13 protein-coding genes are annotated in these 14,178 nt (G+C 61.7%); 8 read left to right on the top strand and 5 right to left on the bottom strand.

The features are described from left to right. Positions 1-1,233: 1,233 nt before the first annotated feature. The gene (locus ENJ19_04755; protein HHM05038.1) at positions 1,234-1,587 is read left to right on the top strand and encodes a dynein regulation protein LC7; all 354 of its coding nucleotides are present in this window, start codon (positions 1,234-1,236) and stop codon (positions 1,585-1,587) included. Between the two features lie 75 nt (positions 1,588-1,662). On the opposite strand, the gene ENJ19_04750 is transcribed toward ENJ19_04755, so the two are convergent. Further along, positions 1,663-2,244 carry a hypothetical protein gene (locus ENJ19_04750; GenBank protein HHM05037.1) on the bottom strand — a complete coding sequence of 194 codons (582 nt, stop codon included), beginning with the start codon at positions 2,242-2,244 and terminating at the stop codon, positions 1,663-1,665. A 299-nt stretch (positions 2,245-2,543) separates the two neighbouring features. Between ENJ19_04750 and ENJ19_04745 the strand changes: the two genes are divergently transcribed. From ENJ19_04745 to truD, 7 genes are all read left to right on the top strand, one after another. Next, positions 2,544-4,178: a CTP synthase gene (locus ENJ19_04745; GenBank protein ID HHM05036.1), complete on the top strand. Its 1,635-nt coding sequence runs from the start codon at positions 2,544-2,546 to the stop codon at positions 4,176-4,178. A 10-nt stretch (positions 4,179-4,188) separates the two neighbouring features. Beyond that, positions 4,189-5,019: a 3-deoxy-8-phosphooctulonate synthase gene (locus tag ENJ19_04740; protein HHM05035.1), complete on the top strand. Its 831-nt coding sequence runs from the start codon at positions 4,189-4,191 to the stop codon at positions 5,017-5,019. 385 nt (positions 5,020-5,404) lie between these two features. Continuing rightward, positions 5,405-6,688: a phosphopyruvate hydratase gene (locus ENJ19_04735; GenBank protein ID HHM05034.1), complete on the top strand. Its 1,284-nt coding sequence runs from the start codon at positions 5,405-5,407 to the stop codon at positions 6,686-6,688. Between the two features lie 119 nt (positions 6,689-6,807). Continuing rightward, positions 6,808-7,080 (top strand): cell division protein FtsB, encoded by a 273-nt coding sequence (ftsB, locus tag ENJ19_04730; GenBank protein ID HHM05033.1) that lies wholly within the window; start codon positions 6,808-6,810, stop codon positions 7,078-7,080. Between the two features lie 13 nt (positions 7,081-7,093). After that, entirely contained in the window at positions 7,094-7,810 is a 717-nt protein-coding gene (locus ENJ19_04725) for a 2-C-methyl-D-erythritol 4-phosphate cytidylyltransferase (GenBank protein HHM05032.1), read from the top strand. Beyond that, complete coding sequence (locus ENJ19_04720; protein HHM05031.1) at positions 7,810-8,295, top strand: 2-C-methyl-D-erythritol 2,4-cyclodiphosphate synthase; 486 nt, start codon at positions 7,810-7,812, stop codon at positions 8,293-8,295. The genes ENJ19_04725 and ENJ19_04720 overlap by 1 nt, the downstream gene beginning before the upstream one ends. Then, positions 8,292-9,383 (top strand): tRNA pseudouridine(13) synthase TruD, encoded by a 1,092-nt coding sequence (truD, locus tag ENJ19_04715; protein HHM05030.1) that lies wholly within the window; start codon positions 8,292-8,294, stop codon positions 9,381-9,383. Before ENJ19_04720 ends, truD begins: the two co-directional genes overlap by 4 nt. Positions 9,384-9,468: 85 nt before the next feature. On the opposite strand, the gene ENJ19_04710 is transcribed toward truD, so the two are convergent. The 4 genes from ENJ19_04710 to ENJ19_04695 form a co-directional block, all read right to left on the bottom strand. Further along, a complete protein-coding gene (locus ENJ19_04710; GenBank protein HHM05029.1) occupies positions 9,469-10,596 on the bottom strand; it encodes a 3-deoxy-7-phosphoheptulonate synthase in 1,128 nt (375 codons plus the stop codon). A 337-nt stretch (positions 10,597-10,933) separates the two neighbouring features. Beyond that, positions 10,934-11,830 carry a carbon-nitrogen hydrolase gene (locus ENJ19_04705; protein HHM05028.1) on the bottom strand — a complete coding sequence of 299 codons (897 nt, stop codon included), beginning with the start codon at positions 11,828-11,830 and terminating at the stop codon, positions 10,934-10,936. An 8-nt stretch (positions 11,831-11,838) separates the two neighbouring features. Continuing rightward, a complete protein-coding gene (locus ENJ19_04700; protein HHM05027.1) occupies positions 11,839-12,960 on the bottom strand; it encodes an agmatine deiminase family protein in 1,122 nt (373 codons plus the stop codon). Between the two features lie 79 nt (positions 12,961-13,039). Further along, positions 13,040-13,981, bottom strand: coding sequence for a GGDEF domain-containing protein (locus ENJ19_04695; GenBank protein ID HHM05026.1), 942 nt, complete (start codon positions 13,979-13,981; stop codon positions 13,040-13,042). Between the last annotated feature and the right edge of the window lie 197 nt (positions 13,982-14,178).

Raw genomic sequence — 14,178 nt, 5'->3', positions numbered from 1 at the left:
GACCAACAAAGTGAAAACGGTTTTTTACTCGATACAAGAAAAATTCCTGACAGGCGCCAGCAAGAAAGAGCTGGCCCGGCAACGGCAACGGCATCGCGCCTTGATGGGTCGCCTCGAAATCGCTGACCTGCGCGTGGCGGCATTGTCAGCCTGGGCCATGCCCGGCATTGACAGGACTGTGCTTGACGGTGTGCGCAGGCGATTGAGTACCGCGGGCGCCTGGTTGGATAAAAACAAATTCCGCTACGCCTTGCCCTCGCTGGAACAGGCGGAACAAGCGCTTGACAGCATCGCGCGGGAACTTGCCGGTTGCACGCCTGCGTTGCGTCGACGCCTTGTCTCTTTCCTCCAGGTTGCCGATGAATTTCTCTCCAGCAACGAAGCCGGGCGTTTGTCCGTAACCGTCGGGCCCGGGCTGGCGCCGGTATTGGAGCGGTTGACGGGAGCGGCCGCGGACGATGACGAACAGCTGTTCGCCATTGAGCGCGATGCGCGCGCCGTTGTGCACTCACTCATGGACAAGCGTCAGGCGGTGTTGGCGAGGCGCGCGCTGGCACCGCTGGATGAGCAGGCCTTGGCGCGCAGCTTGGCTGCCTTGGCGGCTATTGATTCCGCGCGGGGTATGTGCCGCCGGGTCAGGCGGAGCGAGGTGGAGCGTATTTTCGGCGTGGTGGGCCGGCCCAAAGTATCTGACTTGAAAGTGGCGGTTCTGGGTCCAGCGGCGGAACTCGAAAAATTTTTTTCCGCCGCCTGTGGCGGGAATATCGGCGCACTGGGCGATGAGGCCGGCGACGGGGATGACGAACCGCCCCCTTTGTACATGTGGCGTCTGACCCTGAGCCGGGAAGAGGCGGCTTATGCGGTAGGTGTCCCGGCAGAGCGTGTGGCGGGTGATGAGCGTGACGCTGCGCTGTTGTCCAGATTTCCGTCGTTGATCGTGCTTGCGCCGGATCCTGCCCGTCTGGGCCATGAGCATGCGGTGGCGGTCTTTATGTCTTTGTTACAGATAACCGGGGACCGATTGGTGTTGGCGGTCGCGCCTGCGGCGGCCGGGGATGCAGATGCGCGTCCCTTTTTCCTGCGTTCAATTCAGCGGCAAAGGAAAGGGGAATGCCGTAGTCCACAAGATGTTGTGGCGTGTTACAGTGCGGCTGTAGCCACGCTTGGCGAAAGCCAGGCGCGGTTTTAGTCAAGCAAATTCAATCCTGAAAAAATAATTAAGGGGATATGATAATGGCAAAGAATCTAGCTGGCGTGCTGAGTGACTTTCTCAAGGTGAATGGCGTTGTTGCTGCCGCTTTGGTGGGGCGCGACGGTTTCGTTATTGAAAGTGCAGCCTCCGAAAATGTGAATATGGAAGCCCTGGGTGCGATGGTGGCGACCGCTATCGGTACGTCTGAGGCCCTGGGTGGCGAGTTTGAACTGGGCGCCATGTCCCAGTACCTGGTCGAGTTTGACCGCGGCAAGGTGGTGATTGCCACCGCCGGCGACGATATTCTCGCTTTGTTTACCGATGCCACAGCCGTTATCGGTGGTGTCCGTTATGCCGTCAAAAAAGGTATCAGCGAACTGCTGGCAGCCCTTTGATCAACGGGCGGCAGGAGAAAACACCGCCGTAGCCAACGGCGGTGTTTTTCGTTACGGTTTTGTTGGCGGAGGGGCTCAGTCGTTGTGCTGACTCTCCTGAATCATCTTGCTGATTTGATTGTCCTTGATGCGCTGCAACAAGGCGGCGTTCATGCCCACTTTGGATAAACCTTCTTCCGTGCTGTTTTCCAGCAACGCGCCATAGCATTCCGCAATGAGCGCGGCCACGGTGCCGCTGATGCGCAGAAATGCACTGAAGACCTCATGGGCTTTGTCTTTGTCATAAGTTTCCACGCATTTGGCCAAAAACACCTGCTGGATGCGGTTCATCATGCCCAGCATGTAGAGGTTTCTGACGCCCCGTCTGACATGCAATAGTGCGATGACCCACTGGTGGTCCCAGAAATCAGCCCCCTTGGGGCCGCTGACCAGCGAGGCCACCCAGTCTTGCAGGGTTTTCTCCAGTTTTGGCCGTTCTCCATCCTGGAAAATGGTTTTCGTGGAATCGTGGCCGTAGAGGGTGTTGTAAAAAACGTCGACCAAGTCCGGCACCCAGGTGGAGATTTGCCCGGCTTCGCCGGCTAGAACGTCCCAGTCTTTTTCATTGTAAGCCACAAGGGGGCTTATTATGTCGAACAAGTCTTTTGCTTGTGTCACGGATTGACTCCTTGTGAATTATTGTTCGGATACGAGACAGGTGGTATGTCTGATTGTTGTTGTCTACCACAGGGTAGTTCAGCCATTTTATCCCTTTGCCGAGGGTGGCGATAGCCCGCGGGCTGGTACCAAAAAGCGGAATATTTTTCCGCATCGCGTTTTTCACATGATTTGTATCAGGTTTTGACAGTCAGGCATATGGCGCCGCGGTGCGGCGTCCGTTGTGAAGTCGGCCACAATTTGATACTTTGGGCGCCCATCTTTACGTTCATTGGCCCGCAGCTTTTCCGGATCCATCCATGACCAAGTTTATTTTTGTCACCGGCGGGGTGGTCTCGTCGCTGGGCAAGGGCATTGCCTCGGCCTCTTTGGGCGCGATTTTAGAGGCGCGCGGCCTGAAAGTGACCCTGCTGAAGCTGGATCCCTATATCAACGTGGATCCCGGCACCATGAGCCCGTTCCAGCACGGTGAGGTCTATGTCACCGACGACGGGGCGGAAACCGATTTGGATCTGGGTCACTATGAGCGTTTCGTGCGCACCCGCATGGGCAAGGCCAACAATTTCACCACCGGCCAGATCTACGAAAGCGTGATCCGCAAGGAGCGGCGCGGCGAGTACCTGGGGGGAACCGTGCAGGTCATTCCCCACATCACTGACGAGATCAAGCGCTGCATCATGGGCGGGGCCCAGGGGGCTGAAGTGGCCCTGGTGGAAATCGGCGGCACGGTGGGCGACATCGAGTCCCTGCCGTTTCTGGAGGCCATCCGCCAGATGGGTGTGGAACTCGGTCGCGAGCGCACCCTTTACATCCATCTCACCCTGGTGCCATACATTGCCGTGTCCGGCGAGCTGAAAACCAAGCCCACGCAACACTCGGTGGCGGAGCTGCGTTCCATTGGCATTCAGCCGGATGTGGTCATGTGCCGCACTGACCGCCCGCTGCCGCCCGAGGAGCGGCGTAAAATAGCTTTGTTCACCAATGTGCACGAAGACGCGGTCATCTCCGCGGTGGACGCGGACAATATCTACAAAATTCCCATGTTGCTGCATGCCGAAGGCCTCGATGCCATCGTCACCAAGCGTCTGCGGCTTGAGGTGGGCGAGGCGGACCTTGGCGAGTGGCAGCGCGTGGTCGAGGCCATGGAGCATCCCGAGGGGGAGATCAATGTGGCCATGGTGGGCAAATACGTCAGCCTCACCGAGTCTTACAAGTCCCTGTCAGAGGCTTTGATTCACGCCGGCGTGCACACACACACCAAGGTCCACATCCACTACGTGGACGCGGAGGAGCTGGAAAAAGGCGGTCCGGAGCCCCTGGCCGGGATTGATGCCATCCTGGTGCCGGGCGGCTTCGGCGAGCGCGGTATCGAGGGCAAGATTCTGGCGGTGGAATATGCCCGTGTGCACGGCATTCCGTATTTGGGCATTTGCCTGGGGATGCACGTGGCCGTTATTGAGTTTGCCCGCAACGTGGCCGGTCTGAACGGTGCCCACAGCACAGAATTCAATCCCAACAGCCCGTATCCGGTCATCGCCCTTATCACTGAATGGACCACGCCGGAGGGTGAGGTGGAGCGGCGCAGCAGCGAGTCCGACCTGGGTGGCACCATGCGTCTGGGCGCCCAGCCCTGCCGGTTGGCGGTGGGCACCCATGCCCGTGAGGCCTACGGTCAAGACGTGGTGTCCGAACGCCATCGTCACCGCTATGAGTTCAACAATCAGTTTCTGGACGCCTTGACGGGCGCCGGGCTGGTGGTGGCCGGCCGCTCGGCGGACGGCAAACTGGTGGAGATGATAGAGCTGGCGGACCACCCCTGGTTCGTGGCCTGTCAGTTTCATCCGGAATTCAAATCCACCCCCCGCGACGGTCATCCGCTGTTCATCAGCTTCATCCGGGCGGCCCGTGCCAAGCACGCGGCGGTCACTCAATAGGGCCAAGAGCATGCAACTTTGCGGATTCAGCGTGGGCCTGGACCAGCCCCTCTTTCTCATTGCCGGTCCCTGTGTCATCGAAGGGGAGGGCCTGGCCCTGGACAGCGCCGGCCGTTTGAAGGAAATCACCAGCCGTCTCGGTATCCCTTTCATTTACAAATCCTCCTTTGACAAGGCCAACCGTACTTCCGCCGGCAGCTTTCGCGGTCCCGGCCTGGATGAGGGCCTGCGCATTCTGGAGACGGTAAAACGGGACATCGGTGTGCCCGTCCTCACCGACGTGCACGAAGACACGCCCCTGGACGAAGTGGCCGCCGTGGTGGACGTGCTGCAAACCCCGGCCTTCCTCTGTCGCCAGACCAATTTCATCCAAAACGTGGCCCGCGCCGGCAAGCCGGTCAACATCAAAAAAGGCCAGTTTCTCTCCCCCTGGGATATGCGCCACGTGGTGGAAAAAGCCCGCGTCACCGGCAACCGGCAGCTTATGGTCTGCGAGCGGGGCTATACTTTCGGCTACAATAATCTGGTTTCAGACATGCGCGCCCTGGCGGTGATGCGCGAGACGGCCTGCCCGGTGGTGTTCGACGCCACCCATTCGGTGCAACTGCCCGGTGGGGCCGGGGGGAAATCCGGCGGTCAACGGGAGTTTGTGCCGGTCTTGGCGCGGGCCGCGGTGGCGGCGGGTGTGGCGGGGGTGTTTATGGAAACCCACCCCGATCCGGAGCGGGCCTTGAGTGACGGCCCCAATGCCTGGCCTTTGCACCGTATGGGCGCCTTGTTGGGGATATTGAAAGAGATTGACCACGGCGTGAAATCCCGCGGCCTGGTTGAACTCACTTAGGCAGCCCCGTTCAATGGCTTGCCACCATTGAACATGGCAGTGCCGAGTTGACAAGAACTCGTGCTTGGCAGGCTGTTGAGAAAGCGGCCTGCGGGCAGGGGGACAGGACGGCCCCGCTCGCAAACCCATCGCGCAAGGGATTGATTGTGGCCGATCCCGGACAGGCACGGGTTCGGTGCGTTGAAAAACGCCGGATGACCTTTTTCAGCAGTCTTGTATATCCGGGGAGCGGTGTCCGCCTGACGTTTCTGAACACCCTGGAAGAGAGGCGGAAACGACCGAACTTTGTTGAGTACCGTTCGCTTTTGTTTTCCTCTTCGCACGCCCAGTGCCCGGTGCGCCTGGTTTAAATGAATTTTGATTGCACTGAACAACGGAGCCTTTGATGTCACAGATTGTGGAGATACGCGGACGAGAGATTCTGGATTCCCGGGGCAACCCCACGGTGGAAGCCGATGTGGTGTTGGCCACCGGCCACAGCGGGCGCGCTGCCGTGCCCTCCGGCGCATCCACCGGCTCCCGGGAAGCGGTGGAACTGCGCGACGGTGACGGGCGGCGTTACGGCGGCAAGGGTGTGACGAAAGCCGTGGCCAACGTCAATGGCGAGATTCGCACCGCTTTGTTGGGTAAAGACCCCGCCGATCAGCAAAGTGTCGACCAATGCATGATTGAGCTGGACGGCACCCCCAACAAGAGCCGCCTCGGTGCCAATGCCATCCTCGCCGTGTCCCTGGCGGCGGCCCGCGCTGCGGCGGCCGAGGCCGGCCTGCCCCTGTTCCGATATCTGGGTGGCGACGGTCCCTTCAACATGCCTGTTCCCATGATGAACGTCGTCAATGGCGGCGCCCATGCGGACAACAACGTGGACATGCAGGAGTTCATGATCATGCCCGTGGGTGCGTCCAGCCTGGCGGAAGCGGTGCGTTATGGTGCTGAAACGTTCCACGCCTTGAAGTCGGTGCTGCGCGCCCGCGGTATGAGCACCGCTGTAGGTGACGAGGGCGGATTCGCGCCGGATTTGTCCTCCAATGAGGCCGCCATCGAAGCCATTTTGCAGGCAGTGGAGAGAGCGGGTTTTCGTGCCGGTGAGGACATGGTCATCGCCCTGGACCCCGCCAGTTCCGAGTTTTATCGGGACGGCCGCTATCATCTGGCAGCGGAAGGCAAATCCCTGACCTCGGAAGAGATGGCGGACTACTGGGCCGCCTGGGTGGCGCGCTATCCCATCGTTTCCATCGAAGACGGGATGGCAGAAAACGACTGGGACGGCTGGAAACTGCTCACCCAGCGCGTGGGGAAGAAGGTGCAACTGGTGGGTGATGACTTGTTCGTCACCAACACCGCCATTTTGCAGGAAGGTATCGACAAAGGCATCGCCAATTCCATCCTCATCAAAGTGAACCAGATTGGCACCTTGAGCGAATCCCTGGCCGCCATCGGTCTGGCCCGCAACGCGGGTTACACGGCGGTGGTCTCCCACCGCTCCGGCGAGACCGAGGATGCCTTCATCGCCGACCTGGCTGTGGCCACCAGTGCCGGACAGATCAAAACCGGTTCCATGTCGCGATCCGACCGCATCGCCAAGTACAACCAGCTCATTCGCATCGAAGAGGCCTTGGGCGCAGGGGCGCGCTATCCTGGACGAGAGGCGTTCTATAATTTACCGTGATAATTTTTTCCCGATGCAGAGTGTGCGGTGCGCACCATTTTTGACGGTGGGCGCAAGTCGGAATTGTGCGATCCGTCCCCAACGGTGCGCGGTGCGGGCACCCCACATTGACTAGAGACGTGAAAACCCTCATCGCACTACTGGTCCTTGTTTTTGGCGCCGTCCAGTTCCAGCTCTGGGTGGGTGCGGGCAGCGTGATGGACGTGTGGCACTTGCACCGCGCCGTGGAAGAACAGCGCGCTGAAAACACGGCCCTGCGCGAGCGCAATCAGGCGCTGGCGGCAGAAGTGCAAAGCCTGAAGCAGGACTCAGCCGCCGTGGAAGAACGGGCGCGGCTGGAGCTGGGTATGGTGAAGGAAGGCGAGACCTTTTTCCGCATCGTCGAGCGCTGAGCCTGCATTTCCCTTGACACACACGCACACAGGCATACGTTGCTGGGCCGTGGTGCCCGCCGCCGGCACCGGCCGGCGCATGGGAGGGGCGCTGCCCAAGCAATACCTGCCGTTACTCGGCCAGCCGGTGCTGGCCCATACCCTGGACCGTCTGGCCAGTCATTCCCGCATCCAGGGATTGGCGGTCGTCACCGCACCCGGCGATGGGTATTGGCGCGACCTGGCTTATGCCTGCGACAAACCCCTGATGACCGCCGCCGGTGGCGCGGAACGCTGCCATTCGGTGCTGAGCGGCCTGCATGCCTTGCGGCAATGGGCTGCTCCGGAAGACTGGGTGCTGGTGCACGATGCGGCCCGGCCCTGTTTGCGCCACGCCGACATCGACCGCTTGCTGGAGACCCTGTGGGATCATCCGGTGGGCGGGCTGTTGGGCATACGTTCCATCAACACCAAAAAACGCACCGATGCCGCGGGCAATATCCTCGAGACCGTGGACCGCGAACAGCTTTGGCGCGCGCTTACACCGCAAATGTTTCGCCTTGGCGCGCTAACCTCAGCCCTGCAAAGCGCCATCGCCGGTGGTGCCCTGGTCACCGACGAAGCCGCGGCCATGGAAGCGGCCGGCCACCAGGCCCGGATGGTGGAAGGTCACAGCGACAACATCAAAATCACCCGCCCGGAGGATCTGGCCCTGGCCGGGTTTTACCTCCAACAACAGGAACGGATGTAATGCTGCGCATCGGCCACGGTTTTGACGCCCACCGCTTCGCCCCCGGTCGCCGTTTGGTTATCGGTGGGGTGGATATTCCTTTCAAACTGGGCCTGGCCGCCCACTCCGACGGCGACGTGCTTATTCATGCGCTGGTGGACGCCCTGCTGGGCGCCGCCGGTCTGGGTGACATCGGCCGCCATTTTCCTGACACCGCCCTTGAATACGAGAACATCGACAGCCGTATTCTGCTGCGCCATGCCGTGGACCTGCTCCATCAAAAAAGCCTGAGCGTCGGCAATGCCGATTGCACTGTCATCGCCCAAACACCCAGGCTCGGGTCCCACATCGACGCCATGCGCCAGTGTCTGGCCGCTGATCTGCAAGTGTCCGCCGAGCGTGTCAACGTCAAAGCCACCACCACCGAAGGCATGGGTTACGCCGGCCGGGGGGAGGGGATTGCGGCGCATGCGGTGGTGTTGCTGGCCGACCAGGCGGGCGGGTGAACGGTTACGACCGCTTTTTCCTTTCACACTCGCGTGACATGCAACATTGGTGCGTCCGGGACAGGCAGAACATGCAAAGGGACCACTGGCCCCGCGTTGTTGAGGCGCTTGCCATCGGCGCGGTGATACGCCGCTCGCCGGACGACTTCCGCGTTGACGAAGAGCTGCCTTTCGCGCCTTGCGGCACAGGGGAGCACGCGTGGCTTAAGGTCCGAAAACGTTGCCGTGAAACGCAGTTCGTGGCAAAGATCCTGGCTCGTCATGCCGGTGTCAGACTGCGGGATGTGAGCTATGCCGGGCTCAAAGACAAATACGCGCTCACCACCCAGTGGTTCAGCGTGTACTTGCCCGGCCGGCCCATGCCGGACTGGGCTGCGGTGGCCGACGATGGCGTGGAGGTACTCTGCGCCACACGCCACACGCGCAAGCTCAAACGGGGTGCCTTGCGCGCCAACCGCTTCATCATCATTGCCCGGGAACTGGGTGCTTCCTCTGGCACACTGACCGCGCACCTTGCCCGGATCGCGCAAGACGGCGTGCCGAACTATTTCGGTGAACAGCGTTTTGGTACTGACAACCTGGAAAAAGCGCAGGCCATGCTGACGGGGCGGTTGCGGGTGCGCGACCGGTTCTTGAGGGGGTTTTATTTCTCAGTGCTGCGGGCCTGGCTGTTCAACACCGTGTTGGCCCACCGGGTGCAGGCGGGTTGCTGGAACCGGGCCGTGCCGGGGGAGGTGCTGGGTCTTGCCGGTTCCCGCAGTTATTTTCCGGCACCTGCCCTGGACCCGGCGCTGCTGGCGCGGGTGGCGGAGAACGATCTCCATCCCACCGGCCCCTTGTGGGGCCGGGGCGGCAATCCCGCCGCCGGGCGGGCGCTGGCCCTGGAGCAAGAGGCGCTGGCGCCTCACGGCCAGTGGTGCACGGCCCTGGAACGGGCGGGCGTGGCCATGGGCCGGCGTCCCCTGCGCCTGGTGCCGGAAGGGCTGACCTGGCGCACGCTGGCGGAGGGGGCTGCGGAAATGCGCTTTACCCTGCCGCCCGGCGCCTACGCCACCGCGCTGTTGCGGGAAGCGTTGCACCTTCGGTGAGGGGCGCGGGGTGAGCGCGGCCGGGGGCCGCCTCCCCCTGACCAGGATGGCTTGGAGCGGTCAGCCTGCCATCAGGACAAGATGCTCAGGCGCTGCTTTGGGCCTGATGCCGCGCCGCCGCTGCCGTGCGTTTTTCGTAGGCGTCGCGGGCGATGCGCACATCTTCCACGAAATACCCCAGTTCGTTCAAACGCAGTGCCTGGGGTCCGTCCACCAGCGCTTTTTCCGGTGCCGGGTGGAAGTCCACCAGAATCATATTGGCGCCGGCGATCACCCCCTGGGCGGTAACGTGCATGATGTCCAACAATTTGTCGGGAGCGGCGTCGCGGGTGCCCACGGAGTGAGAGGGATCCACGCACACGGGCATGCGGGTGAGGCGCTTGACCACGGGCACGTGGGCGAAATCCACGAAGTTGCGGTGCGGGTCGCCCATATTGGTTTTCATTCCGCGCAGACAAAACACCACTTTGCGGTTGCCTTCCGAGGCGAGGTACTCCGCCGCATTCAGAGATTCTTCCAGGGTGATGCCGAAGCCGCGTTTGAGCAGTGCGGGGTAATCGTGCTGGCGGCCCACGGCTTTGAGAAGCTCAAAGTTTTGAGTGTTGCGGGTGCCGATTTGCAGCATCACGCCGGTGGGGCGGCCGGTTTGTTCCAGGGCGGCGTCGATTTCCTCAATGTGAGACTCGTGGGTCACTTCCATGGCGATGACCTTGATGCCGTACTTGCCGGCCAGATCGAATACATAGGGCAGGCATTCTTTGCCGTGACCCTGGAAGGAATAAGGATTGGTGCGCGGCTTGTAGGCGCCCATGCGGGTGCATTCCAAGCCCTGTTCTTGCAATGCCCGCATCATGCGTTCCACGTGCTCGCGGGTGTCCACTGCGCACAGGCCGGCAAAGAGATTCAGGTTGTCCTGGCCGAAGCGCACACCGTTGTATTCGAAGTGAGTGGAGCGGGTATCGTCTTTGTGCCGGCCCAACACCCGGTAGGCGTTGGAAATGCGCACCACGCGGTCCACACAGGGCAGGGAGGCGATATCGTGGTCCGACAAGGCATGAGTGTCGCCCACGAGGTACAGCTCGGTGAGTGTTTGCTGGGTGCCGATTTCTTCGTGGATGCGAACCCTGATATTGGGCAGTTTGGACAGATGGTTGAACAGTGCCTGGTAGTCCTGGCTGTTTTTGTCGGTATTGGGTTCGAGTATGACGATCATGATGGTTTACCGCAGATGAATAAAAAAATTTCTTTATTGGCTCGGCAGTCAAACAGCTCGTCCTGAGCTGTTTGATGGTCACCTGCAAAATCCGCCCGCCATTTGGCGGCATGGCGGGCAGTTCGCGGGCTTTCACTGGCTGGCGCCAATGGCGGCACATCCCTGTGCCGCGCTATTAACCCGACAATCCTAATTGCCGGGTTAATAGTGGCCGGGTGGACAGTCGGCGCCAGTTTCAAGTTGAAGACTGTGTCAATATCAATGCGCCGCCAAGTATACGCGACATCGCCTGAGCCGGATGTTGAAAAAGGCCTTCCCGGCCTTTTGCAACAAGCTGTCAATCGTTGTCGCAATAGCGCTGCTTCAGTTCAGCGTAGGCGTCGATGCGCCGGTCGCGCAAAAACGGCCAGCCGCGGCGCACGGTCTCAATCCGGCCCAGGTCCAGCGTGGTGACCAGCACGGTGGCGTCATCGCGACTTGCCTGGGCCAATATTTCCCCTTGTGGCCCTGCGACAAAGCTGCTGCCCCAGAACTGCACTCCCTGGCCGCGCCCGGTAGGGTCTGCTTCCCGGCCGCTGCGGTTGCATACCAGCACGGGCAGGCCGTTGGCGATGGCGTGCCCCCGTTGCACGGTCTGCCAGGCTTGGTGCTGGCGTTGTTGCTCTGCCGCGTCATCCGCAGGGTCCCAGCCTATGGCGGTGGGATAGAGCAGCATCTCTGCGCCCCGCAAAGCCATGATGCGGGCCGCTTCGGGAAACCACTGGTCCCAGCATACCAGCACGCCCAGTTTCCCTACCGAGGTGACGATGGGCCGAAAGCCCAGATCACCCGGGGTGAAATAGAATTTCTCGTAGTAGCCCGGATCGTCCGGGATATGCATTTTGCGGTAGCGGCCCGCCAGGGCGCCGTCCTGCTCCAGCACCACGGCGGTGTTGTGATACAAACCCGCCGCGCGTTTTTCAAACAGTGATGCCACCAGTACCACGCCACATTCCCGCGCCACCTTCCCCAAGGCCTCGGTGCTGGGGCCGGGAACGGTCTCCGCCAGGTCGAAATGGCGGGGGTGTTCTGCCTGACAAAAATAAAGGCTGGTGTGCAATTCTTGCAGCAGTATCAGGCGGGCGCCTTGGGCCGCCGCCTCCCGGATGCCTTGTATGCTGGCGGCGAGATTGGCGTTTCGTTGATCGCAGCAGGCGTGTTGTACGAGGCCGACGGTGAGGGTGTTTGCGCTCATGGGGGTGATTATCGCGGCGGGCGGGCTGAATTGGAAACCCCCTCTGGTTCCCCCTTTTCAAAGGAGGTTATGGGAGACGGTTCAGGGCAAGGGGTGGTGAGCACACCCTTGGGCAGCTGCATGGTGACGCAATGCAGGCTGCCGTTTTGCTGAAGTAAAGGCAGGCAGGGTACAGCAATGATTTCCCGGTCAGGGAAGGCCCTGCCCAGGCGGGTCAGTGCATCCGCATCGGCGGGGTCGTCGTAGGTCGGGACCAACACCGCGCCGTTGATGATGAGAAAGTTCGCATAAGAGGCCGGCAGGCGGCGGCCGTCGGCGTCGTATTTGGGGTGGGGCCAGGGGAGGGTGAGCAGCCGGTAGGGGCGGTTGTCCGGGTCGCGCCAGCCGGCCAGTTCGGCTTCCATGGCTTTCAAGTCGTCGTAGTGCTCATCCCGGGGATCGTCACAGGCGGTATAGGCGATAGTGCGCGCATCGCAAAAGCGCGCCAGGGTGTCGATGTGGCCGTCGGTGTCGTCCCCCGCCAGATGGCCGTGGCGCAGCCACAGCACGCGCTGCACGCCGAGCGCTGTGCGCAGGCGTGCTGCCAGCGTCGCGCGGTCCAGTCCCGGGTTGCGGCGGGGCGTCAGCAGACAGCGCTCCGTGGTGAGCAGGGTGCCGCGGCCGTCGGTATCGATGCTCCCCCCTTCCAACACCAGCTCTACCCTGGCCAGGGGTGTGGCCCCGAAAAAACCGCGACGATGGAGCAGGCCGGTGACCGCGTTGTCCGCTTCAGCCGCGAATTTGCCGCCCCAGCCGTTGAAGGTGAAATCCAGCAACAGCGGACGGCCGTTTTCCAGCACGGTGATGGGGCCGTAATCGCGGGTCCAGGTGTCGTCGGTGGCCAGGCAGGCGGTGTGCACGTATTCCAGCCGGACAGCGCTGTTTTGCAGACGGGCCCTCACGTGCTCGCGGTGTGCGGTATCGCGGACGCAGAGCAGCACGCGCTGCCGGGCGCTGATGTGTCGGACCAGACGGGTGTAGACGGCTTCCACTTGCTTTAGAACCGGCCCCCAGTCGCTGTCAATGTGAGGCCAGGTGAGTAGCACGCCGCTTTGCGGCCACCACTCGGGAGGGAGCCCGCGGATGGACATAAGGGTTTGAACGCTCGCCAAAAAAGGCGACAGTATGCGCCTCCGGGCGGGGTCTGTAAATGGCGGTGGCGGTGTGGGTTCAGGCGGGCTGGGCGGCGATGCAGATACGGTTGCGGCCGGTGTTTTTGGCCTGATACAGGGCTTTGTCGGCACGGGTCAGCAGGGTTACCGGGTCGTCGCCGTCTTTGAGGGTGGCCACGCCGGCGCTGACGGTGACGGGCAGGGGACCGCTGGCGGTGGCAAAGACCGTTTGCTCCACACCCTGGCGCAGGCGCTCGGCCAGCAGCTCCGCGCCGCCGGCACCGGTGTTGCTGAGCAATACCACGAACTCCTCGCCGCCATAGCGGAACAGGATGTCGGTTTTGCGGATCAGACCGCCAACGGTGTCGGCAAAGGCTTTGAGCACATCGTCGCCGCTGGCGTGGCCATGGGTGTCGTTGATGGTTTTGAATTTATCGATGTCCAGCACGATCAGGGACAAGGGTGTGCCGTGGCGCCGGCTCATTTCAATCTCCCGCACCAGGGCATCGTCCATGGCGGCGCGGTTGCTCACCCCGGTGAGCGGGTCACGATGGGCGGCGCGCACAGCGCTGAGATAGAGCAAGGCATTGCGCAGCGGGTAAACCAGGCCGCACAGCAGTTTTTCGATTATCATCGCCTCCCGCCCGGTGAATTTGGTGCGGCGCTGAAGAATCAGCTCCCCCAGCATCTCCTCATGGACGATGAGCCGGTAGCTGCAGGAGTGGCGGGCGTCCTTGCCCCAGCCCAGGTCCAGCTGGTAGGCGGGGTTGCGGTAGCGGAAGTGGTCGTGGTGCACCAGGCCGCCCAGCTCGGCGGCGAACAGCCTGATGATGGTGTTGACGTCCAGGGTGGTTTGTAAAATGGTGTTAAGCTTGAGTGCCGCGTTCAGGCCCGGGTCAGTGCTGTCGTTGCTGGCGCGCCCGCTCAGGGCCAGGTTGACGGCATCGGGATTGAAATGGGTAAACGATGACCCGGTTTCTAGGGCTTGAGGCGTAGACATGGGCTGATCTCCTGGACAGTCTGCGCCCGACTAAGCCAGAAATGTGCCAGAATCCGGCCAATGTTGCCGGCAAGTGGTTATTATTGTGTTAAAACAATCAGATAAAAAATCAGTTGGGAGAACAAGGGGGCGAAATGTGCGCGTCAATCCATTGACAGGGCAAGCACTGGCCGGGGCTTGCCGTTTCCGCTGCCGGT

The sequence above is a fragment of the Gammaproteobacteria bacterium genome (assembly GCA_011375345.1).
In the GTDB taxonomy this organism is placed as follows: domain Bacteria; phylum Pseudomonadota; class Gammaproteobacteria; order DRLM01; family DRLM01; genus DRLM01.
This window is presented reverse-complemented; position numbering and strand designations above follow the sequence as displayed.